Source organism: Roseburia zhanii, assembly GCF_014287635.1.
GTDB lineage: Bacteria > Bacillota > Clostridia > Lachnospirales > Lachnospiraceae > Roseburia_B > Roseburia_B zhanii.
In genome coordinates this window covers 399,808-426,784 of the sequence record NZ_JACOPH010000002.1, presented here as the reverse complement: position 1 = coordinate 426,784, position 26,977 = coordinate 399,808, and the positions used below count along the sequence as shown (strand labels likewise).

Here is a 26,977-nt window from a genome sequence, read left to right as displayed (position 1 = left end):
TGGAAGGGATAAACGCTGAAGGCATCTAAGCGTGAAGCCCCCCTTAAGATGAGATATCCCAGTTATAAACTGTAAGACCCCTTGAAGACTACAAGGTAGATAGGGCAGAGGTGGAAGTGCAGCAATGCATGGAGCTGACTGTTACTAATCGGTCGAGGGCTTGACCAAGAAATGCTTAGAGAAGGCGAGCGTCAGCGAAGGCTGAGGTTAGCATTTCTGGTCGTTCGGCGAACAAAGTGAGCCGAACTTCCTAAGAAAGAATGTTGACCGCATATCTAAGCATAAATCGGATAGATCTGTATGAAGTTTTGAAGGTATATGAAATCTGAAAACTAAAAAGAGAAAATGAATGACGTTTTATACGTCTTTTCATACTATATGGCGGAATAGCTCAGTTGGCTAGAGCACACGGTTCATACCCGTGGTGTCGAGAGTTCAAATCTCCCTTCCGCTACTAAAGGCAAATCGAAATGATTTGCCTTTTTTGCTGTATAGGATTCGGGGGTCAAAAGCAACCAAGTTTATAGATCTTTAATAATTTTTATCTTTCTTTAAGCTGTAAGACAAAGTTTGTTCAAATTTATTTGTTATATTTATAGCATCACAGAAGTGATACAAAACTTTTTCATAAACTCTCCCCTTTGAAACCGCCAGTTCTGCTGGCGGTTTTGTTACGTCTAATGCAGTCTAATGAACTCCCATTTTAAAATTTGACACAAAAGAACAAAATAGATTACAATATCCAAAGAATAAAAGCTGCATATAATATTAAGAAGAAAGTAATAAGGAAATACAAAACGACAGAAGAAATCAGAGAGGATCATATGGCAAACAGGGTGAATCACAGAAAAAAGCATGAGATAAAGACAACATATTATGACAAGTTTCAGTGTTTAGCATCGGAATGTCCGATCACCTGTTGCAAGGAATGGAAGATATCTGTAGATGAGAAGTCCTCTAAGAAATGGAACGATACCAGATGGTCAGATCATAGAGAAACAGAATATATAGAAAATGCAAAAACGAAAAAACTTTCTGAGTATCTGATCCATTATAAAGAAGCAGATGTGATCTGTCTGAATGAGAAAAAAGAATGTCCCTTTTTAGACCAGCAGAAACTCTGTAAATTAGTATTGCGTTATGGAGATCAGATACTTTCGAAGACATGCAGGGAATTTCCAAGAGAGATCCATGAATTTAAGGATCGCAGAGAATATTCTTTAGCAGCCTGCTGTCCGGCTGTTGTGGATTTCTGGCGGGATACACAGGACGTGTTAGATAAAGAAGCTATGGAAAAGATGGAATCTGATATAAAAAATAACAAAGAGCGTCATTTGTATCAACTGCGTATGTTATTGATTTCCTGCTTAGAAGATCAAAAAATTTCGATCGAAAAGGCATTATTGATGGGATTTTATCTTTTATTAGAAGGAAAAGATGGCAGAGTGTCCTATCAGAAAGAAGAATTAGAGGAACTTTCACAGGCAGTTGATGAGATGGATTTTCAGATAGAAGATACTTTCTTAGAAGATAATGCCCTGTTTTTAGATATGACAGAAAATTATTGGAAACAGGGAATCTATCGAATTTTCTTAGAACCGCTTCGAGAAGAAGCCTCACGAATGGAAACAGATGATGGTTATATTGAAAATGAATTTATGCAGGAGTATGGGAAGTTTTTAAAAGTATATCGGGATCAGGAATCGCTTTTGCGGAAATATCTGATCGCAGAAATGTTTGGTCAGTTGTTATTAGATGACTATGACTGGCAGGATATGACCGTCGCAATGCAGTGGATCGGAATGGAATATGCGATTATGCGTCAGGCAGCTTTTTTAACATTTAAGCAGACAGGAACACTTTCCTATGAACAGATGAAAGAAGTGATCGTCTATATCGCAAGAATGACGGGATATGATGATGCGGATATCTGGGAATATTTAGAGGAAAGTTTTCAGACGCTGATCTGGGAATGGGGCTATTTTGCATTTATCATAGGAAATAGAAAGGGAGAATAGAATGAATACAATTCTGTTGATTGGGTTATTCGTTCCTTTTTTGGGAACAACATTAGGTGCGGCATGTGTTTATATGATTCAAAATGAAATACCGCCGCTGATACAGAAAATGTTATTAGGCTTTGCATCCGGTGTCATGGTTGCAGCAAGTGTATGGTCACTTTTGATGCCGGCAATGGAACAGTGTGCCGATATGGGAAGATTTTCGTGTATTCCGGCAGCGGCCGGCTTTGCATTAGGTATCTTTTTTTTATTAGCAGCCGATAAGATCTTGCCGCATTTACATATCAATGATGAGCAGCCGGAAGGACTGCCGAGCAAATTGCCTAAAAGTGCCATGTTAGTGTTTGCGGTAACGTTACATAACATTCCGGAAGGCATGGCAGTCGGAGTGACGTTTGCAGGATTTTTAACAGGAGAAACGACGATCACATTAGCCGGAGCAGTCGCATTGGCAGTTGGAATCGCCATTCAGAATTTTCCGGAGGGGGCAGTTATTTCACTTCCTTTGAAAAATGAATTAAAAAGCAGTCACAAAGCATTTTTATATGGAACTTTGTCTGGAATCGTAGAGCCGATCGGAGCAGGGCTTACGATTCTCTTAACAAGAGTTATAACACCGTTTCTTCCATATCTGCTTGCGTTTGCAGCAGGGGCGATGATCTATGTCGTAGTCGAAGAATTATTGCCGGAAGCTTCAATGGGAAAGCACTCGGACATTGCGACGATCGGCTTTTCAATCGGGTTTCTTTTGATGATGATGTTAGATGTGATGCTTGGATAATGACAGGAAAAACGGTCTGGCATGATAAACAAAGATGTACGAAACAGTAGTTACAAAGAAAAGAGATGAAAGTGTAAATATGCAGGAAAACAGAGAGAGTGAACGCCTGTATTTATATGCGTTGTCATTAGAAGAAATAAAGCAGATCATTGATGGGACACAGACATTTTTACAGGAATCCGCAGTTTCAGAGGTGATCGCACAGGCAGTCAGACGAAGATATGACAGAATGGAACAGGCACCGAAAGAAGCACATCCATGGCTGACTTACTGGCTGATTGAAAAAAAAGAGCAAAAGAGAGGAATCGGTTTAGTCGGCTGTAAATATCTTCCGAATGAAGATGGATATGTGGAGATCGGATATACGATGGCAAAAGAATACAGAAATCAGGGTTATATGACAGAAGCCCTGTTAGCATTTTTAGACTGGCTGTACGAATATCCATTTTGTAAAGGAGCAAAGCTATTGATCCGCAGTGCGAATCTGCCATCGAGAAAGGTGGCGGAAAACTGCGGTTTTTTGCATCAGGGCAGGGAAGAAATTTATGAAGTCTATCAATATGACTTTTGAACTGAAATAAATACAATAATTGCGTCGAATAATAGGAACATACTATTGATAATTTTTTAACGATATTATAAAATATTCTAAGAAGCATACAGACAAGTATATGTGAAAAGGAGAGAATAAGATGTACGCTGATGAAAACGTAATCAAAATTAAACACGCTGTTTTATATGAAGTAGCGAAACACGCTTTCGAGGGAACTTTAGAAGAAGAAAAAGATAATATTCCTTACAAGTTGATTCCGGGACCGACACCTCAGTTCCGTTGCTGTATTTATAAAGAGAGAGAAATCATCCGTCAGAGAATCCGTTTAGCAGAAGGAAAAGCACCGGGAGCTGTAGATGATGGCAATATTATTCAGGTAATCAGTTCCGCATGTGAAGACTGTCCGATCTCTAGTTATGTAGTTACAGATAACTGTCAGAACTGTATCGGTAAAGCCTGTGTGAATGCTTGTAATTTTCAGGCAATTTCTGTTGGACAGCATCGTTCCCACATTGATCCATCTAAATGTAAAGAGTGTGGTAAATGTGCCAAAGCCTGTCCATACAATGCAATCGCACATCTGAAACGTCCGTGTAAGTTTAACTGTCCGGTCAATGCGATTACATATGATGAGAATGGTATTTCCGTCATTGATGAAGAAAAATGTATCCGTTGCGGTAACTGTATCCATAGCTGTCCATTTGGTGCGATCGCATCTAAGACATACATGGTCGATGTGATCAACGCAATAAAATCCGGCAAACCGGTATATGCGATCTTAGCACCTGCAACAGAAGGTCAGTTTGGTGCAAATATCACCATGCAGAGCTGGCGTAATGCAATGAAACTGATCGGTTTTAAGGATATGGTAGAAGCTGGTCTTGGTGGAGATATGACCACACAGGCAGAAGGCGAAGAATGGTACGAAGCATACAAGGAAGGCAAGAAGAAAACAACTTCCTGCTGTCCGGGATTTGTAAATATGATCCGCAGACATTATCCTGAATTAGAGGATATGATCTCAACAGCTATTTCTCCGATGTGTGCCGTTTCCCGTATGCTAAAAGCAAAAGAGCCGGATGCAGTAACCGTATTTATCGGACCATGTATTGCTAAGAAATCCGAAGCAAATGAGCACAATATCGAAGGTAATGCAGATTATGTATTAACTTACAGTGAGATCCGTGCAATGATGAGAGCAAAAGGTGTAGAATTACAGCCATCTGAAAATGAATATCAGGAATCTTCTACATTTGGTAAACGTTTTGGTAATTCCGGTGGAGTTACAGCCGCAGTTGTAGAATATATGAAAGAAAAAGATTATGACTGCGATCCGAAAGTATGTAAGGCAAATGGTGCTGCAGAATGTAAGAAAGCACTTCTCTTATTAAAAGCAGGAAGATTACCGGAAGACTTCATCGAAGGTATGGCATGTGTTGGTGGCTGTGTCGGTGGACCAAGTGCATTCAAAGACCAGTTAGCAGCTAAGAAAGACCGTGATGCATTGATCGCACAGGCAGATGAGCGTACGATCGTAGATAACTTAGAGCATTATGACATGAAACAGTTCTCCATGCACCGCGCAGAGCATGAGACAGAAGCGTAGTTAGGTAAGAAGAATTACAAAAAAAGACTTGCAATTTTACACATAACTAATTATAATCTATAATTAAATAAGACCAAAGAGGGTATATTCGAAAGAGTATACCCTCTTTTTTGCTATTCGTTTACAATAAAAAAGTACCAAGCAGTTATGGAAAAAACAAGGTGGTGGTTCTATGAAAACGTTAGAAACAAATGATTGGATGATATTAAATAGTATCATTTACAAGATTTATACAACGGAAGATGCAAGGACAATGCGGGAACAGCTGATCGAGCAGATGAAAATGGTGTTGGATTTTGACAGTGCGGATTTTTATCTGGCAGCAAAAGATGGCAGTAAAAGATTAACCGAACCGATTACCTATAATTGTGATGAGGATGCCTGTGTAGATTATGAAGATTTAGATTACAGCCGGGGGATCATGTACAGCGGCAAGTGTTTAGTCTATCGGGAAACAGACATTATCTCAGATGAAAAACGTGTGCAGACAGAGTATTATAATAAGATCTACCGTCCGAATAAATGGCATTATTCTTTACAGATGATCTTAGGAAGAAATAAGGAATTTTTAGGTGTGATCACGTTTTACCGCACGATCGGAAAGGATAATTTTCAATATGATGATATATTCTTATTAGATATGTTAAAAGACCATATTGCTTACCGTCTGTATCGTGACAGGCAGGAAGATTCGGGCTCAGAGGAAAAACTGACCGTTACCCAGGCGTGTGAAACCTATGATCTGACAAAGCGTGAGCATACGATCTTAAAACTACTGATGCAGGGAAAGGATAACAACCGGATCTGCGACGAGTTAGCAATCAGCGTTAATACACTAAAAAAGCATATTTTAAACATATATCGTAAGCTTGGTATTAAAAATCGTGTACAGATGTTTAAGATGATCAAGGAAAAAGAGTAGTTCAAATACTTAAAAAGTACCATAAAAATGGTAACAAGAATGCATTGCAAATAAAAAAATAAGGTAGTATGATTTCAAATAAGCAAAGGAGCTATCCATAGAGGATGGCTCTTTTTTTATATAATAGGAAATTTCTATTATATTAAAAACGCTATTATAACTGGTAAATAAGTTGATGAGGATTAAGGAGGAAAAGAATATGAAAGAAATAGTAATGATTATCAGACCAGAAAAATTAGAGGATGTGAAATCCATTTTAGATTCCATTCATTGCGGTGGTATGACAATCTCAACCGTCATGGGATGTGGTACCCAGAAAGGAAGTACAGCAGGAGTCAATGAGATCAAAGGATTCAAAACAACAATCAACCTGTTGCCGAAGATCCGCGTAGAGGTAGTTGTAGAAGATAAATTAGTAGATAAGATCATTTTAGCAGTCAGAGAAAAATTAGCAACCGATCATGTCGGTGATGGAAAGATCTTCATCAGAAATATTGAAGAAGTTGTCCGTATCCGTACAGGTGAGCGTGGAGAGAAAGCATTATAGTTGAATTTGGGATCGAGGTGATACAATGTGGCAAGACCAATAGTTGAAATTAACGGAGTAAATAAAATATATGGAAGTAATCATGTTGTAAAGGATTTAAACCTTGTTGTAGAAGAAGGTGAATTTTTAACACTGTTAGGTTCTTCAGGCTGCGGAAAAACAACAACACTCCGTATGATCGCAGGATTTGAAGAACCGACATCGGGAAGTATTAAAGTCGAGGGCGAAGCGATCGAGGAAAAAGAACCATTTGAACGAAATGTCAATACCGTTTTCCAGAGTTACGCACTTTTTCCACATAAGACTATTTATGATAACATCGCATACGGACTGAAAATGAAAAAAGTCCCAAAAGATGAGATCAAAAAACGTGTCCATGAAATGATGGAACTCGTACAGTTAGAAGGATTTGAAAAACGTTATCCGAGCCAGCTTTCCGGTGGACAAAAACAGCGTGTTGCGATTGCAAGGGCACTGATCAACAGACCAAGGGTATTACTGTTAGATGAGCCGCTTGGAGCGTTGGATCTAAAACTTAGAAAGCAGATGCAGTTAGAGTTAAAACGGCTGCAGAAAAAATTAAATATCACATTTATCTATGTAACACATGATCAGGAAGAAGCATTGACGATGAGCGACCGTATCGCGATCATGAATGCAGGTGTCTTAGATCAGGTAGCAGCACCGACAGAAATCTACGAGCATCCGGCAACAAAATTTGTTGCAACTTTTATCGGAGAAACCAATATCTTCGATGGATCGATCAGGTCGATCAACGGAGAATCGTTAAGTATCCAGATTGAAAACGGTGATGTGAAAGCAACCGGAAGTGAATTTGCAGCAGGTGAATTTATCAATGTTTCTGTCAGACCGGAAAAGATGAAATATGCATTAGATCCGGTAGAAGGATTTACGTTGATCGCAACCGTTAAAGATTATGTTTATGTAGGTTCTGTAGTAAAATGTATCGCCGTCCTTCCAAACGGAAATGAATTAAAGATCGAACGTTTAGCAGGACAGCCGCTGCCACAGTTAGGAGAGCAGATCTTCCCATACTGGAATGAAAAAGATGTCGTTGTGATCCACAACAGAGATCAGATCTTTTATCAGGCAGTTGACAATGTAGTTTTAGGCTAGGAGGTGATGGTATGAAAAAGCACCAGTGGAGAGCAAATACACTTCCATCATTAGTTACGGTAGGACCGGTTACATTATGGTTATTGTTTTTTGTAGCAGTTCCGCTTATCTATGTGGGAGTGATGAGTTTTTGTTCCTTAGATCAGTATTATAATGTAACATTTCAGTTTACGTTAGATAATTACAAACGGTTGTTTGATGTGAATTATATCAAGATCTATGGACAGTCTGTATTGATCGCTTTTTTAACTACGATCATCTGTATCCTTGTAGCGTATCCGTTTTCGTTTTTGATCGCAAGGACAAAGAGTAAGAAAAAGATGATCTTATATATGTTAGTCATCATTCCATTCTGGACAAACTCACTGATCCGTATTTATGGATGGAAAACTTTTTTAGGAACAACAGGCTGGTTAAATACAGCACTTCAGTTTTTACATATTACAAGTGAACCGTTAGAGCTTTTGTTCCACAGAGGAACAACGGTATTAGGCATGGTATACTGCCTGTTCCCATTTATGGTACTTCCGCTTTATACAGCGATTGAAAAATTAGATGGCAGCCTCTTAGAAGCCTCGGCTGATTTAGGGGCAAAAGGATTTTCAACATTCTTTGAAGTGATCTTACCTCTTACGGCAAGCGGAATCTTTTCAGGAAGTATCATGGTATTTATACCGGCATTGGGATATTTCTTCGTTGCAGATATCTTAGGCGGAGGCAACTCAGATGTTATCGGTAACCTGATCGAACGACAGTTCCAGAGTGGTAATAACTGGCCATTAGGAGCAGCATTGTCGATCATATTGATCTTAATCACACTGCTTCTGGTAAAAATCTATCAGAAGTTAGGCGGAGATATGGAAAGTCTGGGGGTGTAGGAAATGTCAAGACAGGGAAAAAGAAAAACAAAAAAAGGGATTGGAATCGCATTTTGTACCTGTGTATATCTGTTTTTGTTCCTGCCGATCCTTGTGATCGTTGTCAATTCCTTTAATGCAACCACAAGCAAACCATATCTGACATGGAAAGGATTTACCTTTGACTGGTATGTGAGATTATTTGACAATGGAGCACTGCTTTCCTCGTTTGGAAATACGATCATCATTGCAGTTGTAAGTACTTTGCTTGCAACCATGATCGGTACCTTAGGTGCTTTCGGAATGTATAAGTACAAATTCAAAGGAAAAGGCGTGATCGATGGACTGTTATATATTCCGGTCGTTATTCCGGAGATCGTACTTGGTATTTCCTTATTGTCACTGTTTACAAATGTGAATATCCCAAGAGGAATGCTTACATTGATCCTGGCACATGTCACATTTTCCGTACCATTTGTCATATTTAATGTCAGGGCAAGGTTAAGTGGTTATGATAACTCAATCGAAGAAGCGAGCATGGATCTTGGGGCAAACCGAGTGATCACTTTTTTTGAGATCACACTTCCGGTATTAGCACCGGGAATTGCAGGTGGTGCATTGTTAGCATTTACTTTATCCATTGATGATGTGATCATCAGTTACTTTGTTAATGGACAGACAAAAACATATCCGTTAAAAGTTATGGAAAGCATTAAGAGCGGTGTTGCACCGGATGTCAATGCACTTTCGACACTGATCTTATTAGGAACGATCGTGTTAGTTGTACTGACACAGAGTGATTTTTTAAAGAAAAAGAAGGCATAAGTCATAAGTGAATATCAATGAGGAGGAAACGATTATGAAAAAACGGATCTTAAGCGTATTATTAGCAGGTTGTATGGCAGCAGCATTATTAGCAGGCTGTGGCGGTAAATCTTCTTCCGCAGAAAATGGAGAACTGAACTTATTTATCTGGACAGAATATGTACCGGATGCAGTCATTGAAAAGTTTGAAAAAGATTATGGTATCAAAGTCAATGTGACAACATTTTCTTCGAATGAAGATATGCTTGCAAAAGTAAAATCTGAATCCGAAGGTACATATGACATTGTACAGCCAAGTGATTATATGGTGGAATCCATGGCAGCACAGGGCCTGTTAGAGGAATTAGACCAGAGTGCTTTGACCAATCTTGATAATATCGGAAGCCAGTACTTAAATGCAGATTATGATCCGGGCAATGTATATTCCGTACCATATCAGGGTGGTGTGGCAGCAATCGGTGTCAATACTTCTAAGATTACCGACGATATCACTTCCTATGATGATCTGTTCAAATCCGATTATAAAAATTCATTAGTCGTATTAGACGATTACCGTGCAACGATCGGAATGGTAGAACGGAGCATGGGACTGAGTGTCAATGAAACAGATGCCTCAAAATTAGCAGAGGTAAAAGATAAACTGCTTTCCTTAAAAGATAATATCAAAGTCTATGACAGTGATTCACCAAAATCACAGCTGATCTCCGGTGAGTGTACCTTAGCATACTGCTGGAGTGCAGAGATCGCATTGGCAATGGAAGACAACCCTGATGTCAAGATCGTATATCCATCGGAAGGTGCTTTCAAATTCATTGACAACTGGGCAATTGCAAAAGGTGCAAAGAACTATGATAACGCAATGAAATTTATCAACTTTATGTGTGATCCGGAAGTTGCAGGAATGGTCATGGAGGAATTTCCATACTTAAACTGTAACCAGACAGCCATTGAAGCAAATGCAGATTATGCATCAAACGAAGCAAAGAACGTTCCGGCAGAAGTGTTTGAAGCAGGTGAACGTGATAAGGTATTAGATAATGATACGATCGCAATCTATGACAATATGTGGACAGAATTAAAACAGTAATGAAAGGGAGAAGATCATTATGGAAATCAAAAAGATGTTTATCGATGGGGAATGGGTAACCGGTAGTGAAAAAAAGAGTTTTGATGTGATCAATCCGGCAACGGAAGAAGTGATCGCAAAAGTATATGAAAGCAGTGTGGAAGATACAAAAGCAGCCATCGCAGCCGCAAAAAAATCCTTTTATGTGACCAGAGAGTGGCGGGATATGGACTCTACGACCAGAGGAAATGTGCTGCTTAAGATCGCAGATCTGATCGAAGAACATGCAGACGAACTTGCAATGTTAGATACGATCGACAATGGAAAACCATTAAGAGAGGCAGAAGGGGACATCAGTGATGGTGCACACTGTTTTAAATATTATGCAGGACTGATCAAAGTACCTTATGGCGGTGTCTATGATGTCAATGAAGGATTTGGAAAAATGCACAGCTATACAGTACATGAACCAGTCGGAGTATGTGCACAGATCACACCTTGGAACTATCCGTTTTTAATGTCAGTCTGGAAATTAGCACCGGCGCTTGCAGCAGGAAACAGCGTTGTATTTAAACCAAGTCCAAAAGCACCGTTATCGACGATCCGTTTATTTGAACTGTTTGAAGAAGCAGGACTTCCAAAGGGATGCGTCAACTTATTGCAGGGAGATGCAGAAGTAGGAACAGAAATGGGAGAAAATAAAGATGTGGATATGATCACATTTACCGGAAGTACAAGAGTCGGACAGAGCCTGATGCGCTGCGCAGCAACAAATGTGAAAAAGATCGGTTTGGAATTAGGTGGAAAATCCCCGAACGTGATCTTTGCAGATGCCGATCTTGATGGTGCGGTAGAATGGGCTATGATCGGTATTTTCTTCAATCAGGGCGAAGTATGCTCTGCAGGATCAAGGATCATTATTGAAAAATCCATCAAAGATGAATTTGTGGCACGTTTAAAGAAAAAGACAGAAGCTATGACGATCGGTAATCCTGTGAACAATCCTGACATGGGCCCGATCATTACGAAAAAAGATATGGAAAAAGTTTTGTCCTATATCCAGAGTGGTATAGATGAAGGTGCAACACTTGTGACAGGTGGAGAGCGTTATACCGAAGGAGAATGTGCAAAAGGTTACTTTATCAGACCGACAATTTTCGATGACTGTACTTCGGATATGAAGATCGTCAGAGAGGAGATCTTTGGACCGGTCGTAACGATCCAGACATTTGAAACTGAAGAAGAAGCGATCGTAATGGCAAATGACACCGATTATGGTCTTGCAGGTGCAGTCTTTACTTCAGATATCACAAGAGCACATCGGGTAATTGCAGAGATCCGCGCAGGTATCACATGGATCAACTGTTACAATCCGACTTTCAATGAAGCTCCATGGGGCGGCTACAAGATGAGCGGTCTTGGACGTGAACTTGGTATTCATGGTTTAGAGGAATATCAGGAGGTAAAACAGATCAATATTAATCTGACACCAGGTGTTGTGGGATGGTATGAGCATTAAGAGGTTTTGAAAATATCATAACAGAGTTTTGAAAGAGCGTTGCAGTTTGCATATGGTAAGGGAACTGTAGCGTTCTTTTTTATAGGCTGTGGGTGTCAAAAGGTGGCTGTCAGTTTTTTGATTGGCAGATTGCACAAAGTCACAAAATAGTCTCGGCTTTGTGCAATTTGCCAGCCACTAAGTTGTGAGCCACCTTTTGACACTCGAATCTTTATAGGGAAGGTTCAACAAAGTTTGGTTATTTTTATATAAAAACCATAACTTTAGTCTAAGTAGACAGACCCATAATTTGGTGCTAATATAAAAATATTGTCAAAAGACACTCTTGAAACCTTATAAACGGAGAAGTCTAAGAGTAGATGAAAGTCTGCTGTCGGAATCATCTAAACAAAAAATTTCGGGTGTACATGAAATAAAAAAGGAGGCACGGAATTTGAAAGTGACAAAAATGATAAGCAGGAAAATGGCAGGCGGCATGTTATTGGGCTTTCTGGCTGTGGCAGGTATGGTAATGGGAAGTCAGGGAAGTATGACAGTATATGCGGCAGAAGAATTGCAGGGAAATGGAACAGCAGATGATCCGTATGTGATCACCGGATCGGAGGATTTGTGGCAGTTCGCAGAGATTGTAGACAAATCTGAGGATAGAAATGAATGTGCGAAAGTCGCAGATGGTGTAACACAGATCGATACAACGGTACGTGGAGAAGAAACAGACTTAACATGGAATCCGATTGGAGATCCCACCATTTCCTATAAAGGGATTTTCGATGGTAACGGGACAGAGATCACGATCCATGTTGACAGAGAAAGTGACACTCATGCTGGTTTGTTTGGCATATTAGGCAGCAGTGGAGAGATAAGAAATGTAACAACTGCAGGAAGTGTTAAAGGCAAGTTTTATGTAGGAGGTATCTGTGGAGAAGCCAATGGAGCAAAAATCGTAAACTGTAACAATAAAGCAGATGTAACAGCAGGTGACAGTTATGCAGGCGGCTTGGTTGGATATGCATTAGGTGCACAGATCGAATCTGATACCTCGATCAGCAATACAGGTGCGATCACAGGAGCGAAAAGTGTAGGTGGACTTGTCGGTGCAGGGTACAATTCAACTGATATAACAGCTCATGAAGGGATTACCAATTCCGGCTCTGTAACTGCTACGTCAGATGCTGATAATGTCGGCGGCTTGGTCGGATATGCAAGTGCTATGTTCATTCAAGCGAATGGAGATATCAGCAATGATGGTAAGATCCATAATGCAGCGAACGGTGATTATAGAGGGACTGGTGGACTGATCGGATATGGAGAGCAGGTATCTTTAATATCCCAGAATGGACGGATACAAAATTATGGGGAAGTGACCGCAGCAATCAAAGGTGTTGGCGGGATTGTAGGTTTTTTAGAAAATACAGGTGCCAGATATCCGGTTCAGGCAGCAAAAGGCATTTTCAATATGGGAAAGATCACAGGTAAGACGAGTGTAGGTGGACTTCTCGGGGAGAGTGCATGTTATTTACCGATGACCTCTACAGAGGGATTTATGTTCAATGCCGGAGATGTGGAAGGAAATGGAGATAATGTCGGCGGTGTGATCGGAAAAATGGCTACAAAAACAGATAGTGGTAATTATGGGAATATTGGAAATGTCAAAAATACAGGCAAGTATACCGGCGGTGTGATTGGATTATGGAACATTACGAGTAGCAGTTTAGAAAATACATTCAATGCAGGAAATGTGGAAGTAACCGGTGAAGATGCCACAGACGTTGGTGGTATTGTAGGGAAATTTATGGGTGTTAATATTAAGAATTGCTTTCATACAACGGAGTATCCGCTGATCGGTAACGGAGAAGACGAGAAAGAGGAGATCACCGGCAAGATATCGAATTGTTACTGTATGGAGAAGAATACATCACCATGGAATGGCGAGATCACAAAGACCATGGAAGAATTTAGTAGTGGAGAAGTTGCATATCTGCTCGATGGAAGTGGAGAGGACCGGAATCAGAATTTGTTCTGGGGACAGAATATTGGAACGGATAAGGCTCCGATATTAAGAGGTAAGACTGTATATCAGGATGGAAGTACATACAGCAATACAGCGGGACATCTCTATGGTGATCCGCAGTATGCATGGAATGAGAGCGATATGAGCTTTACAGCATATAGACAGTGCCAAAGATGTGATTATAAAGACACTGAAACCGTAACTGCAACTTATACAGAGGAAGAAGCAGGCTGTGATACTAGTGGTAAAAGAGATTACAGGGCAGAATTTACAAATCCGGCATTTGAGGTTCAGACAAAGACAGTGATCCTAAACCCACTCGGACATGATTATGATGAGCCACAGTATACATGGAATGAAAGTGAAATGAGTTGTACGGCAAGCAGAATCTGTAAGAGATGTAAAAAAGCAGAAAATGAAACTGTAACAACAACCTATACCGAAGAAAAAGCGGGTTGTGAAACCAGTGGAAAGAGAGATTACAGAGCAGAATTTACAAATCCGGTATTTGAGGTTCAGACAAAGACAGTGATCTTAAATCCGCTTGGACATGATACCACAGATGTAGTCTGGCCAAAGGATGAAAAGGTACATTGGAAAGACTGCAAAAATGAGTGTGGAAAGAAATTAGAACAGGCAGAGCATACATTCAAGACGGTCATCGACCGTCAGGCAACAGAGAGTACCGAAGGCAGCAGCCATGAGGAATGTAACGTATGCGGCTATCAGAAAGCAGCAGTTGTGATTCCGGTGATCAAGAAGGAAGAAACCATAAGTGGACAGCCGTCCGATAGCAGTAAGAATGATCAGACAACGACAGATAAGAATAACCAGACGGCAGATACACTTACCGTCGGACAGGTGGTTGTGAATCAGGCAGATGGAGCTTCCTATACCATCAAGAAGAATTCTGATAATGTTTATGAAGTAGAATATAAGGCACCGAAGAACAAAAAACAGACAAAGATCGTCGTACCGGATACGATCAAGATCAATGGTGTGACTTATAAAGTAACATCGATTGCAAAGAATGCATTTAAGAATAATAAGAAACTTAAGACCGTTACGATCGGTAAGAATGTATCAAAGATCGGAGCGAATGTCTTTACCGCCTGTAAGAAGTTAAAGACAATTACGATAAAATCCACCAAACTGACAGCAAAGACACTTTCTAAGAGTACATTTAAGGGAATTACAAAAGCAACGACGATCAAAGTACCGAAAAAGAAATTATCCGCTTACAAGAAATTATTTAAGAGCAGAGGACTTTCATCTAAAATCAAAGTAAAGGCATATTAAAGTAAGATAAACAACGTTACAGTTTACAGGTTATCCTGTGGACTGTAACGTTGTTTTTATATGCATATTGACAGAAATAAGAGAAACGTCTTATACTAATGGAGTTTGAAAAAGGAACGATAGATGGATAAAATCCATATAAAACAGAACCAAATCCAATAGAAAGTAATGAGGTAATACCTGTGGGCACATATGATATCATCGTACTTGATTTAGATGGAACACTGACAAATTCACAAAAGAAGATTACCCCAAAGACAAAAGATGCCCTGATGAAAGCACAATGTGCAGGCAAAAAAGTCGTATTGGCATCCGGCAGACCGACCGGAGGTGTGACAGGGCTTGCAGATGAATTAAAATTAGATCTGTATGGAAGTTATATCCTGTCTTTTAACGGAGGACATATCATCAATTATGCAGATGGATCGATCATCTATGATAAGACAATTTCTCCGGAATGGGTGGCTCCGGTTTATAAAGAGGCTTTAAAAGCAGGACTTGGTATTCTTACTTATACAGATAGTGAGATTATTATCGGTACACCACAGGATCAGTATATGGAATTAGAGAGCAGGATCACAAAAATGCCGCTTCGGTATGTTGAAAATTTTGCAGAGTTTGTGGATTTTCCGGTGAATAAGATGATTTTAACCGGAGAGCCGGAAGCTGTTTTAAAAGGGCAGGAGCTTATGCGGGAGAAGTTTGGTGATCAGTTAAATATTTTCCGATCAGAGCCGTTTTATCTGGAGATGATGCCACAGTATATTGATAAGGCATATTCCTTAGGGATTTTGTTAGATGCGTTAAAGACAGACAGGACACATATGATCTGCTGTGGAGATGGATTTAATGACCGTTCCATGATACAGATGGCAGGACTTGGTGTTGCAATGGCTAATGCACAGGAGGAAGTAAAAGAAGTGGCTGATTTCATCACAGGATCAAATGATGAAGATGGCGTTGCAGATGTTGTATATCAGTTTATGTTAGTATAGGAGTTTTTATGGGATTAGATGAGATCAGACAAAAAATTGATGTGATCGATACACAGATGAAAGAATTATTTCTTGCACGCATGGATCTTTCCGCACAGGTGATCGCAGTCAAAAAAGAAAATGGCGGGGCAGTTTATGTGCCTGAACGTGAAAAAGAAGTCATAGAAAAGCGTTCCGCACAGGTGGAAACAGAAAAATTACCGGAATATCAGATGTTTGTAAGACAGGTCATGGCGATCAGCCGGACGTACCAGTATGCACAGATTGCGGATATGGCAGAAGAACTTGCAGTTTTGCCGGAAGGGAATGGGAGTATCATCATAGAAGCATCAGATGAACAGGGCGAAACACAGTTTTATACGATGTTGGATGCAGCAGCATTAGCAGACCTTTCAATCGAAGATATTTCAGTGACAGAGCAGGGAGAAAACGGCACACATTACCGCTATCGGGTGAGCGGAGATTTTTCTCGGAATTTAGCAAAAGGAGCAGTCCTTCAGATGATAAAAGAGATAAAAGAGGTACAGATACTACCTAAATAAAATCATGCGGTCACAGATAAAATAATTAAAAAGTAGTATAAAAATGGTTATTATGGTGGATTGCAAAAGCAGACTGTATAGTCTATTATAAGCATATGAAGCGACGGAGCTTGTGGAAACACAGGTTCCGTCTTTTTTATGCAATAGAAATGTTCTAACAGCATAAAAAGTATTCCATGCGGGATGCGCACTCGCATGGAAAGGGAAATCAGAAGAAACATCATAAAACAGCAGATATTAAGGAGGATAAGATTATGAGTTTTGAACAGGTAAGCAAAGATTTAGGTAAAGTAATTGAATATATCCATGCAGACAAATTAGATGATGCAGACAAAAAATTGATGACAGAACAGACATTAGATTATTTTGACAACTATGTAAGTCCGGGCTGGTTAAAATATCGTAAATCCGTTTCTACAAACTCCGCTGTATTAGAGTGGACAGATCATGATGGTATCTGTGAAGGCTTATACGGAGAAGAATTTATCGACTGCTTAGGTGGTTTTGGTATTTACACATGCGGACACAGAAATCCGGAGATCTTAGATACCGTAAAAGCACAGTTAGATCATCAGGCATTACATTCACAGGAATTATTAGATCCGCTTCGTGGTTATCTTGCAAAAGCATTAGCAGATATCACACCGGGAGATTTACAGTACTGCTTCTTTACCAACGGTGGAGCAGAAGCCGTTGAGATGGCACTGAAATTAGCAAGGATCGCTACAGGCGGAAGATGGTATATCTCAACTGTTGGTGCTTTCCACGGAAAATCAATGGGTGCGATCTCCATGGGTGGTAAGAGTACATACAGAACACCATATATTCCAATGGTACAGCAGGTACAGCACGTAGAATATGGTAATGCAGAAGATGCAAGAAAAGCAATCAAAAACTTAGTTGCAGTTGGTGAAAAAGTAGCCGCAATGATCGTTGAACCGATTCAGGGTGAAGCTGGTGTCATTGTTCCGCCAGAAGGATATTTAAAAGAGCTTCGTGAAATCTGTGATGAATACGGTGTAGCATTGATCTTTGACGAGATCCAGTGTGGTATGGGTAGAACAGGTACGATGTGGAGATGTGAAGCAGAAGGTGTCACACCGGATATCATGACATATGGTAAAGCATTTGGTGGTGGTATCATGCCGATCACTGGTATTATCTGCAGACCACAGATGTGGACACAGGAACTGATCGACAACCCATGGTTATTAGGTTCTCCTACCTTTGGTGGTAACCCTGTATGCTGTTCCGCAGCGATCGCAACGATCAAATATATGATCGACCATGACATTCCGGGAGAATGTGCAAGAAAAGGTGTGACATTAAAAGCCGGCTTAGAGTCCTTAAAAGCAAAATATCCGGAAGTGATCGACGATGTCAGAGGTTTAGGACTGATGCTTGCAGTTGAGTTTAAGACAAGTGATATCGGTTACTCTGTTGCAAAAGGCTTATTCTCAAGAGGTGTTATGACAGCAGGTACATTAGTTAATGCAAAATGTATCCGTTTCGAGCCGACAGCCGTTATTACAGAAGAACAGATTGCACAGGTTATTGAGAGAATGGACGCAGCACTTGCAGACACAAAAGCAGAGTTCAATTTATAGAATGGTAGAATTGTGAGAGTGGCGTAGCAACGGAGCAATTCGTGTATCATATAACAGTCGAAATATTACAGTAGAAAGAAGGCGTTTCAAATGTTAAGAGAAGCATTACCGGAAATCGTAACAGGAAGTGTACCGGGAAAATCAGCAAAAGCATTGTTAGAGCGTAGAAATGAGGCAGTTCCAAAAGCACTTTGCGGAGCCACTTATCCAATTTGTATCAAACGTGGTGAAGGTGCTATGGTCGAAGATCTTGATGGCAATAAATTCTTAGACTGGATCGGTGGTGTTGGTGTGTTAAATATCGGTTATTCTAATCCGGAAGTCATTGAAGCCGTAAAAGCACAGTCCGAAAAATATTTCCATACCATTTTTAATGTTATTGTGCATGAAGGTTATGTGGAATTAGCAGAAAAGTTTAATGAAACCATTCCATGTCGTGGAACAAAGAAAAAGACCTATTTTGCAAACTCCGGTGCAGAAGCAGATGAAAATGCGATCAAAGTTGCAAAAGCATATACGAAACGTCCAAACGTAATCTGTTTTTCCGGTGCATTTCATGGACGTACCAACCTGACCATGGCGCTGACCGCTAAAAAAGCATATTCTAACGGCATGGGACCATTCCCGGCTGGTATCTACCGGGCAGAATTCCCATATCTGTATCGTGCACCAAAAGGATATACAGAGAGCGAAGCAATCCGGTTTTATATAGAAAAACTAGAAAAAGTATTTGATGAGCAGACATTGGCAAAAGACGTTGCTGCAATTTTAGTAGAGCCGTTACAGGGTGAAGGCGGATTTATTCCGGCACCGATCGAATGGATCAAGGCAGTCCGTAAGATCTGTGATGCGAATGGCATTTTACTGATCGCAGATGAAGTACAGTGTGGTAACTGCAGAACAGGAAAATATTTTGCATCAGAGTACTGGGCAGAAGCAGGAGCAGCACCGGATATCGTTTCTACAGCAAAATCCATGGGTGCCGGAGCACCGATCAGTGCGATCACAGCAAGTGAGGAAATCATGGATTCCGTTATTCCGGGAACCATAGGTGGTACTTACTGTGGTAACCCGCTTTCCTGTGCAGCAGCATTAAAGACAATGGAGATTTATAAAAGAGATGATTATCCGGCAAAGGCACGCCATATCGGTGACGTGGTAAGGACAAGATTTGAAAGCTTCAAAGAAAAATATGAAGTTGTAGGTGATGTCCGCGGCATGGGTGCAATGCTTGGAGTAGAATTGGTAAAAGATAAAGAATCCAAAGAGCCATATCCGGAATTGGTAAGCAAACTGATTCAGTGTGCATTACAGAAAGGGTTGCTGCTTGAAAATGCAGGTTCTGCCGGTAACGTCATTCGGTTCCTTGCACCGCTTTGCATGACAGATGCACAGATGGAAGCAGGTCTTAAGATCTATGAAGAAGCATTAGTAGAAGCAATGGAGAGCTTAAAATAATGAAATTTAATTATCATTTACCGGTCAATCTGGTGTTTGGACGAGGCAGAGTTGCAGAACTAGGCAGCATTGCAAAAACTTATGGAAAAAAAGCATTGATCGTGACCGGAAAAGGAAGTACAAAAAAATCAGGTCTGTTAGACCGGGCTGTGAAATATTTAGAAGAAGCAGGATTAGAGAGTGTTCTGTTTGATAACGTAAGCCAGAACCCGCTGACAACAACAGCAATGGAAGGTGCAGAGTTTGCAAAAGAAAATGGCTGTGATATGGTCGTTGCCTTAGGCGGCGGCAGCATCATGGACTGTGCAAAAGCAATCGCATTTCTAGCTGTCAATGACGGCGATATCAATGATTATATCTTTAACCGTTTAGAATCCGATGTGGCATTACCATTGATCTTAGTACCGACTACCTGTGGAACCGGAAGTGAGGGCAATGGATTTGCAGTATTGACGAATCCTGATAATGGCGATAAAAAATCATTACGCTGTAATGCGATTGTAGCAAAAGCATCGATCATCGATTCAGAATTGATGGAAACGATGCCAAAGCATATTTTAGCATCGGTAGGTTTTGATGCATTATGCCACTGTATGGAGGCATATATTTCAAAGATCGCACAGCCGATGACCGACATGTTAGCTTTACAGGGCATGGAACTGATCGGGGCAAACCTGTTAAAGGTATATCAGGGAAACGGTGATGCAGAGGCATGGGATGCAGTCACATGGGCAAGTACGATCGGAGGAATGGTCATCAATACCGCAGGTGTTACCGTTCCACATGGTATGGAGCATCCGGCAAGCGGACTGCGTAATATCGTACATGGCAGAGGACTTGCAGCACTGACTCCGCCTGTGATCGAAGAAAGCATCAAAGGAGCACCGAAAAAATTTGCAGCGATTTCAAGATGTCTTGGCGGTAAAGATGAAACAGACTGTGCCGACCGTGTGCGTCAGCTTTTAAAAGATATTGATCTTGCAACAACCCTGAGTGAACAGGGGATTTTACCGGAAGATATTGACTGGATGGTGGAAAACTGTTTTAAAGTTTCCGCAGCAGGCATTGCAAATCATCCGGTCACATTCGACAGGGAAGATATCAAAAGATTATACGAAAAGGCAATGTAGTTGCCATAATTTGAGATTTTTGTGTTCCTATATATGGCACCGTTATTCTGAGAGGATAACGGTGCTTTTTTCATACAATCCTGCGAAATCCCACATCAAAGTATAAAAAATCTTTCCATTCTCCGATAAATATAGTAAGATATACATAACTAGAATAAAAAACAGGAGAAGACATATGAGAAAATCATTGATAGCAGCAGTCATGGCAGGTGTGATTCTGTTTGGAAGTATTCCAGAGAGCACATTTGCAGAAACAACAGCAGCTGAGGGGGAGATTGTTTCTATACAGGAGAGTTATGAAGCCACAGATCATAGTATAGATGATACAGCAGGAACAGATGCTTTTACAGAGGAACTCTTAAAAAAAGCAGGAGGTTTTATTCAGCCGGAATATCACGAAGCCGAGTATGGTTCTTTGTCAGAAATTTATGAGGAAGATGAAGATGATCTGACAAAAGGCTCTGCAGTTTATCAGCATCCATGGGATAGTTATTCGAGCAATTATTACTATAACCAGTTAAACAGCAATGAAAAGACCTTCTGGGATCAGTTAGACAGTATGTGTCTGGGTTATCTGACAGGAACAGATACGATATCTTCCACACAGGATAAAGACGGAAAAACGGTCTATCCGACAAAATCTGTTATCTTTTCCAATATGTCAGGTACAAAGGCATTGAATACAGCATTGATGTTTAAATATTCAAATCCGCAATATTATTTCTTAGATATCAGCGTATACGGAAGTACGATGGGAACAGGCGGAATCATCACACTTACTGTTTTTCCGGCATTTGCAAATGGAACTGCCCGTGCAGCAGCGACGAGCCGGATGCAGTCTGTGATCGATACATGGATGCCACAGATCAATGCACAGCCGACCGAATTATTAAAAGAGAAGAAAGCGCATGATCTAATCTGTGAAAAAGTAAGTTATGATCCCGGATATGATACAAAGAGCGATGATATGAATGAATATAATCAGGTAGCCTATAGTGTATTTTGTACAGATACGACAGTTTGTGCAGGTTATTCACAGGCGATGCAGTTATTGATGAATGCAGCAGGCATTGACTGTTCCATTGTAACAAGTGGTGACCATGAATGGAACATTGTGCGTATCCAGAATATCTGGTATTATACAGATCTGACATGGGATGATTTTTCAACAGAACAGGCTGCCATATATGGACAGGGTGTCGGATATAAATATTTTAACAGAAGTAACCAGGCATTTATGAATGATTCGGCAAGACTGGTAAGATCCCATACACCGGAATCTATGTGGACAGGGTATTTGCCGGAATTAGTATATGATTCAGGTGCTACATGGACAGATGCCGGAACAGTCAGTACACCATCGGTCACACTTACAGCACCACAGATCGTCTGCAATCAGGATACGATCAGTATGTCTGCACCTTCCGGTGGAACGATTTATTATACGACAGATGGCACGAATCCTTCGATCGCATATTCAAGAGCAGCAAAATATACCGGTGCATTTACGATCACAGCACCAACCACGATCAAAGCAGTCGCCGTTGCCAATGGTTATTTTGACAGTACGGTGACAGAAGTGACAGCCATCCCGCAGTATGTGGTAAGCTTCAATGCAAATGGCGGCTATATCGGAAAGAAGAGTGTGACAAATACCTCAAAGACAGCTGCATATGGAGAAAGTGTAGGCAGGCTTCTTTCACCAAAGCGTAAGAATTATGTGTTTTTAGGATGGTACACGAAGGCATCCGGCGGCAGCAGGATTTCAGCGGCTACACCGGTCAGTGGAAGTACGGTCTATTATGCACACTGGGCAAAAATCAAGCCGGTAAAAGCATCGATCTCTTATGCGAAAAGTACAGCTTCTAAGACGATGAAAGTCAAGATCAAAAAGATTTCTTCTGCAAGCGGTTATGTGATCCGCTATTCTTTAAATAAGAATATGAAATCTGCAAAGAAGAAAACCATATCGGAAACTGCAGGTAAGATATCAAAACTGAAAAAGAAAAAGACTTACTATGTACAGGTGCGTATGTACCAGAAAGATTCTGCAACAGGAAAGAAAAAATACGGTGCATGGAGCAAGATTAAAACTGTAAAGATAAAGTAACCTGACCGGATGGCTGTGCAATTTTATGATGCACAGCTATCCTTGTGTAAAATAAAACGGATAACAGGAAGTTTTTGTTATATCAACGAAAGGGGGAGAGAGCATATGAACGAAGTGATTTTAGTGGTTGACGATGACAGTGCAAACTTAATGTTAGCACAGAAAATGTTAGGGAAAGAATTTCGCATTGCAGCCGCAAATTCAGGAAAAGCAGCCTTGCGTTATTTAGAAAAACATAAGCCGGATCTGATCCTTTTAGATATCAATATGCCGGAAATGGATGGTTTTGAAACCATGGAACAGCTGCAGGGCAATGATTCCTATAAGTCCATTCCTGTGATCTTTTTAACAGCAGATAAAAGCGTGGAAACAGAAACGACCTGTTTTCAGGTAGGTGCGATCGATTTTGTAGGAAAACCTTTTGTGCCGGAAGTGCTCTTAAGCCGTGTAAAGAAAACACTTGAATTAGAGCATTACCATATGCATTTAGAGGATATGGTAAAAGAAAAGACACAGCAGATCAAAGATATTCAGGAGCATGTGATCGCAGGTATGGCAAACTTGATCGAATCAAGGGATAACAGTACCGGTAAACATGTGAAGAATACACAGATGTATGTGAAACTGATCGCAGATGAACTGCGCGAGCGTGGAATCTATCAGGACATTTTAAATGATGCATATATCCATGATCTGTGTAATGCAGCACCATTACATGATGTCGGAAAGATCAGGATACCGGATCACATTTTACAAAAACCCGGAAGACTGACGGAAGAAGAATATGAAGTGATGAAGATGCATACAGTCTACAGCAGAGATATCATACAGGATATCATCGGAGATGTAGAAGATGAAGAATACGTAAAGATGGCGCAGGATATCGCATATTACCACCATGAAAGATGGGACGGCAGGGGATATCCGATGGGACTTTCGAAGGACAGGATACCATTATGTGCCAGGATCATGGCATTAGCAGACGTATTTGATGCATTGTATGAGGAACGGTGTTATAAACCGGCAATACGTCCTTTAGAAAAAGTCATGGATACGATTTTAGCCGGTAAAGGAACACAGTTTGATCCTATTATCACAGATGTATTTATCAGCATGGAAGATAAATTGCGGGAAATATTAAATCAGATGGAATGATAGAGATTGTGTTACAGTTATAAATTAAGTGGAGGAATACAGTGGAAAAAACAGATTATCTGGAGGAAAGCCAGTCGAAAAAGGAAAAGATCATACTGATCATTTATAGTTTCTATACGTTAGCCATGTCATTAGTGACATATGTGATTGGCTGGGCAAGCTGGATACTGCCATTTATACTGATTGGAATGGCAGTGGCATGGTGGATATCCATAAAAAAATACAGAACTTACCGTTTTCGGGCATTTTGTATCAGTGCGATCGCATTATTTAATTTTGTGATCTATGGAATGCATTCACAGAGCCTTCCACCGATACTTTCTACTATGGGTGCACTTGTGATCCTGCTTGGAATATTTAATATCCCGCAGATTGTACATTTAGCAGTTGCAGCGTCACTCTTTTTAATGATCTATCATGGATTTGTCATACGGACGATCCACGCATCTGCGATAGAGGATGTCGTTCGTGTGATCTTACAGATCGTGTCTGTATTTACGATTGAATGTGTGACCTATTATCTGGTAAAAACACATATTGACGTAAATGAAACCTTAGTCAGTACCATAGAAACCTTAACAATAGCAGAACAGAGCAAAGATGATTTTATGGCAAATGTTTCCCATGAGATCAGAACCCCGATCAATACTGTCTGTGGCATGAGTGAAATGCTGCTGCGCGAGGATCTTTCAGAGAGTGCACGAGAATATACATTTGATATCCAGACAGCCGGAAGAAACCTGCTGTCTGTTGTCAGTGATATCTTAGATTTTTCAGAATTAGAATCCGGGAAGATGGATCTGATCGAAGAACCTTATAATATCACATCAACAGTCAACGATGTCATGAACATGGCAGTTGCCTTGAAAAATAATAAAAATGTGGAACTGATCGTGGACTGCGATGCTTTGATTCCCAGAAATCTGTCAGGGGACGAACAGAAACTGCGCAGGGTGATCATGAATTTAGTCAGCAATGCGATCAAATTTACAAGGGAAGGCTGTATATTGATCCGGTTTAGTGCCAGAAAAGAGGAGTATGGGATCAATCTGACAGTCAGTGTCAAAGATACCGGAATCGGGATACAAAAAGAGAATTTAGAGAAATTATTTACCACCTTTAATCAAGTCGATACGAAAAAAAACAGGGAAGAAGGCGGTATTGGTTTAGGTCTTGCAATCTCACAGGCAATCGTCAAAAAAATGGGTGGATTCATTACAGTAAAAAGTACTTATGGAAAGGGGACGGAAGTCCAGTTCGTGATTCCACAGAAAGTTTTAGAAGATGAGCCGATCGTAACTATCAGAAATCCGGAAAAGATCCATGCGATTGGTTATATCAATATGGAAAAATATGATTATTCGGCAATCAGGGAAGGTTATGCTAAAAGTATCGAACGGATGGCAGGACAGCTTCGCGTATCATTCCGGTTGTGCCGGAATCTGCCGGAATTAAAGCGCCGTATCGAGAAGACAAACTATACACATGTCTTTATCAGCTGGGAAGAATATTGCGAGGACAAGCCGTATTTTGATGCATTAGCAGAAAAGACAAAAGTAGTTTTAATTTTAGACCGGGAAAATGACAGCAATGTAAACCGGAAACTGTTCAAGATATATAAGCCATTTTATGTATTATCCGCAGTATCTGTGCTCAATGGAGAGAGCGTGGTACAGAGTATTGACAGCAATATCTATGCAAATCACCGGTTTATCGCACCGAAGGCAAGTGTTTTAGTTGTCGATGATAATATTATGAACTTACGGGTTGTAGAAGGACTGCTCCGTCCTTACCGGATCAAAGTATTTACGGCAACAAGCGGCAGGGAGGCATTACAGAAATTAGATACGATGGAATATGATTTTGTATTCATGGATCATATGATGCCGGAAATGGATGGAGTGGAAACCCTTTATCATATCCGCCAGAAGCAGGGCAATTACTTTAAAAACATTCCGGTCATTGCACTTACAGCAAATGCGATCAGCGGGGCAAGGGAAATGTTTTTATCCGAGGGATTTGCGGACTTTGTAGCAAAACCGATCGAACTTTCCGTATTAGAGCGTGTATTAAGACGATATATTCCGGAGGATAAGATCATCAAAGTAGAAGAATATGAAACGGCGAAGAAGGAAAAGACAAAACTGTATTCTGAAGAAAAAAAGGAACATGATCTTTCGATGCAGGGGATCAATGTACAGCAGGGGATCATTTACTGTGGAGGACTTATAGAAGATTATATCGATGTTGTATCTGCTTATTATAAGACCGGACTGCATAAGATTCAGGAGATTGAAGATTCTTATCAGAAAAAAGACTGGAAAAACTATACGATCTTAGTCCATGCGGTTAAGAGCACATCACTTGGGATCGGGGCAGAAGAATTATCAGAAATGGCAAAAGCATTAGAAGCAGCAGGGCAGTCGTCTGATGAAGCCTATATCACGGAACATCACGAAGCAATGATGCAGGAATACCGTAAGATCATGGATGTGCTTAAAGACAATATCATTACAGAAAAAACAGAAGATACTTCCGGTGATACCGGTGCGGCAAAGATGGAAGATACATCAGAAGGATATGCATCAGAAGAACGTGGAACAGAGAAACAAATCGGAAAAGACAGACTAACGGAATTATTTACACAATTAGCAGAACAGTTAGATACATTTGAAAGTACGGCTGTAGAAGGGTTATTAAAGGAACTTTTCCAATACGAATATCAGGGACAGGCATTAAGGACTGTGTTATCTTCTGTAGAAGAAAAAGCAGAGGCATTTGACTTTTTAGGGGCAGAAGAAGAACTGATGAAGTTACAGGAAAAAATGAGGTGATA

At 40.4% G+C, this 26,977-nt stretch carries 20 protein-coding genes, 1 tRNA gene and 1 rRNA gene; all 22 read left to right on the top strand.

The features are described from left to right. Positions 1–168 (top strand): 23S ribosomal RNA (locus H8S17_RS04965); the annotation flags it as partial. Between the two features lie 212 nt (positions 169–380). After that, positions 381–454: transfer RNA gene (locus H8S17_RS04960), tRNA-Met, on the top strand. Between the two features lie 370 nt (positions 455–824). Then, positions 825–2,018 carry a flagellin lysine-N-methylase gene (gene fliB, locus H8S17_RS04955; RefSeq protein WP_186866476.1) on the top strand — a complete coding sequence of 398 codons (1,194 nt, stop codon included), beginning with the start codon at positions 825–827 and terminating at the stop codon, positions 2,016–2,018. Between the two features lies 1 nt (position 2,019). Beyond that, positions 2,020–2,802, top strand: a complete 783-nt coding sequence (locus H8S17_RS04950; protein ID WP_186866475.1) for a ZIP family metal transporter — start codon at positions 2,020–2,022, stop codon at positions 2,800–2,802. Between the two features lie 34 nt (positions 2,803–2,836). Then, the gene (locus H8S17_RS04945; RefSeq protein ID WP_178052177.1) at positions 2,837–3,373 is read left to right on the top strand and encodes a GNAT family N-acetyltransferase; all 537 of its coding nucleotides are present in this window, start codon (positions 2,837–2,839) and stop codon (positions 3,371–3,373) included. Positions 3,374–3,494: 121 nt separating this feature from the next. Then, entirely contained in the window at positions 3,495–4,961 is a 1,467-nt protein-coding gene (locus tag H8S17_RS04940) for a 4Fe-4S dicluster domain-containing protein (protein WP_186866474.1), read from the top strand. A gap of 172 nt (positions 4,962–5,133) precedes the next feature. Continuing rightward, positions 5,134–5,883 (top strand): LuxR C-terminal-related transcriptional regulator, encoded by a 750-nt coding sequence (locus H8S17_RS04935; protein ID WP_186866473.1) that lies wholly within the window; start codon positions 5,134–5,136, stop codon positions 5,881–5,883. A gap of 199 nt (positions 5,884–6,082) precedes the next feature. Beyond that, complete coding sequence (locus H8S17_RS04930; RefSeq protein WP_178051071.1) at positions 6,083–6,430, top strand: P-II family nitrogen regulator; 348 nt, start codon at positions 6,083–6,085, stop codon at positions 6,428–6,430. A gap of 27 nt (positions 6,431–6,457) precedes the next feature. Continuing rightward, complete coding sequence (locus H8S17_RS04925) at positions 6,458–7,567, top strand: ABC transporter ATP-binding protein (RefSeq protein ID WP_186866472.1); 1,110 nt, start codon at positions 6,458–6,460, stop codon at positions 7,565–7,567. 11 nt (positions 7,568–7,578) lie between these two features. Continuing rightward, positions 7,579–8,445, top strand: coding sequence for an ABC transporter permease (locus H8S17_RS04920; protein WP_186866471.1), 867 nt, complete (start codon positions 7,579–7,581; stop codon positions 8,443–8,445). A 3-nt stretch (positions 8,446–8,448) separates the two neighbouring features. After that, the gene (locus H8S17_RS04915; RefSeq protein WP_186866470.1) at positions 8,449–9,249 is read left to right on the top strand and encodes an ABC transporter permease; all 801 of its coding nucleotides are present in this window, start codon (positions 8,449–8,451) and stop codon (positions 9,247–9,249) included. A 34-nt stretch (positions 9,250–9,283) separates the two neighbouring features. Beyond that, positions 9,284–10,336: an ABC transporter substrate-binding protein gene (locus H8S17_RS04910; RefSeq protein WP_186866469.1), complete on the top strand. Its 1,053-nt coding sequence runs from the start codon at positions 9,284–9,286 to the stop codon at positions 10,334–10,336. Between the two features lie 19 nt (positions 10,337–10,355). Next, positions 10,356–11,834 (top strand): aldehyde dehydrogenase family protein, encoded by a 1,479-nt coding sequence (locus H8S17_RS04905; RefSeq protein WP_186866468.1) that lies wholly within the window; start codon positions 10,356–10,358, stop codon positions 11,832–11,834. Positions 11,835–12,273: 439 nt separating this feature from the next. Beyond that, positions 12,274–15,144 (top strand): leucine-rich repeat domain-containing protein, encoded by a 2,871-nt coding sequence (locus H8S17_RS04900; RefSeq protein ID WP_330595631.1) that lies wholly within the window; start codon positions 12,274–12,276, stop codon positions 15,142–15,144. 182 nt (positions 15,145–15,326) lie between these two features. After that, on the top strand, positions 15,327–16,139 hold the full coding sequence (locus H8S17_RS04895) for a Cof-type HAD-IIB family hydrolase (RefSeq protein WP_186866466.1): 813 nt from the start codon (positions 15,327–15,329) through the stop codon (positions 16,137–16,139). 8 nt (positions 16,140–16,147) lie between these two features. Further along, complete coding sequence (locus tag H8S17_RS04890) at positions 16,148–16,681, top strand: chorismate mutase (protein WP_186866465.1); 534 nt, start codon at positions 16,148–16,150, stop codon at positions 16,679–16,681. 254 nt (positions 16,682–16,935) lie between these two features. After that, positions 16,936–18,288 (top strand): putrescine aminotransferase, encoded by a 1,353-nt coding sequence (locus tag H8S17_RS04885; RefSeq protein ID WP_186866464.1) that lies wholly within the window; start codon positions 16,936–16,938, stop codon positions 18,286–18,288. A 90-nt stretch (positions 18,289–18,378) separates the two neighbouring features. Beyond that, on the top strand, positions 18,379–19,746 hold the full coding sequence (locus H8S17_RS04880; RefSeq protein WP_186866463.1) for an aspartate aminotransferase family protein: 1,368 nt from the start codon (positions 18,379–18,381) through the stop codon (positions 19,744–19,746). Beyond that, positions 19,746–20,876 carry an iron-containing alcohol dehydrogenase gene (locus H8S17_RS04875; protein ID WP_186866462.1) on the top strand — a complete coding sequence of 377 codons (1,131 nt, stop codon included), beginning with the start codon at positions 19,746–19,748 and terminating at the stop codon, positions 20,874–20,876. Before H8S17_RS04880 ends, H8S17_RS04875 begins: the two co-directional genes overlap by 1 nt. A 175-nt stretch (positions 20,877–21,051) precedes the next feature. Then, positions 21,052–22,986 carry an InlB B-repeat-containing protein gene (locus H8S17_RS04870; RefSeq protein WP_186866461.1) on the top strand — a complete coding sequence of 645 codons (1,935 nt, stop codon included), beginning with the start codon at positions 21,052–21,054 and terminating at the stop codon, positions 22,984–22,986. A gap of 105 nt (positions 22,987–23,091) precedes the next feature. Next, positions 23,092–24,141, top strand: a complete 1,050-nt coding sequence (locus tag H8S17_RS04865) for a response regulator (protein WP_186866460.1) — start codon at positions 23,092–23,094, stop codon at positions 24,139–24,141. A gap of 41 nt (positions 24,142–24,182) precedes the next feature. Continuing rightward, a complete protein-coding gene (locus tag H8S17_RS04860) occupies positions 24,183–26,975 on the top strand; it encodes an ATP-binding protein (protein ID WP_186866459.1) in 2,793 nt (930 codons plus the stop codon). Positions 26,976–26,977 lie beyond the last annotated feature (2 nt).

Coding starts and splice junctions, on each gene's coding strand:
- fliB (WP_186866476.1), top strand. CDS start 825: ATGGCAAACAGGGTGAATCACAGAAAAAAGCATGAGATAAAGACAACA.
- H8S17_RS04950 (WP_186866475.1), top strand. CDS start 2,020: ATGAATACAATTCTGTTGATTGGGTTATTCGTTCCTTTTTTGGGAACA.
- H8S17_RS04945 (WP_178052177.1), top strand. CDS start 2,837: ATGTACGAAACAGTAGTTACAAAGAAAAGAGATGAAAGTGTAAATATG.
- H8S17_RS04940 (WP_186866474.1), top strand. CDS start 3,495: ATGTACGCTGATGAAAACGTAATCAAAATTAAACACGCTGTTTTATAT.
- H8S17_RS04935 (WP_186866473.1), top strand. CDS start 5,134: ATGAAAACGTTAGAAACAAATGATTGGATGATATTAAATAGTATCATT.
- H8S17_RS04930 (WP_178051071.1), top strand. CDS start 6,083: ATGAAAGAAATAGTAATGATTATCAGACCAGAAAAATTAGAGGATGTG.
- H8S17_RS04920 (WP_186866471.1), top strand. CDS start 7,579: ATGAAAAAGCACCAGTGGAGAGCAAATACACTTCCATCATTAGTTACG.
- H8S17_RS04915 (WP_186866470.1), top strand. CDS start 8,449: ATGTCAAGACAGGGAAAAAGAAAAACAAAAAAAGGGATTGGAATCGCA.
- H8S17_RS04910 (WP_186866469.1), top strand. CDS start 9,284: ATGAAAAAACGGATCTTAAGCGTATTATTAGCAGGTTGTATGGCAGCA.
- H8S17_RS04905 (WP_186866468.1), top strand. CDS start 10,356: ATGGAAATCAAAAAGATGTTTATCGATGGGGAATGGGTAACCGGTAGT.
- H8S17_RS04890 (WP_186866465.1), top strand. CDS start 16,148: ATGGGATTAGATGAGATCAGACAAAAAATTGATGTGATCGATACACAG.
- H8S17_RS04885 (WP_186866464.1), top strand. CDS start 16,936: ATGAGTTTTGAACAGGTAAGCAAAGATTTAGGTAAAGTAATTGAATAT.
- H8S17_RS04880 (WP_186866463.1), top strand. CDS start 18,379: ATGTTAAGAGAAGCATTACCGGAAATCGTAACAGGAAGTGTACCGGGA.
- H8S17_RS04875 (WP_186866462.1), top strand. CDS start 19,746: ATGAAATTTAATTATCATTTACCGGTCAATCTGGTGTTTGGACGAGGC.
- H8S17_RS04870 (WP_186866461.1), top strand. CDS start 21,052: ATGAGAAAATCATTGATAGCAGCAGTCATGGCAGGTGTGATTCTGTTT.
- H8S17_RS04865 (WP_186866460.1), top strand. CDS start 23,092: ATGAACGAAGTGATTTTAGTGGTTGACGATGACAGTGCAAACTTAATG.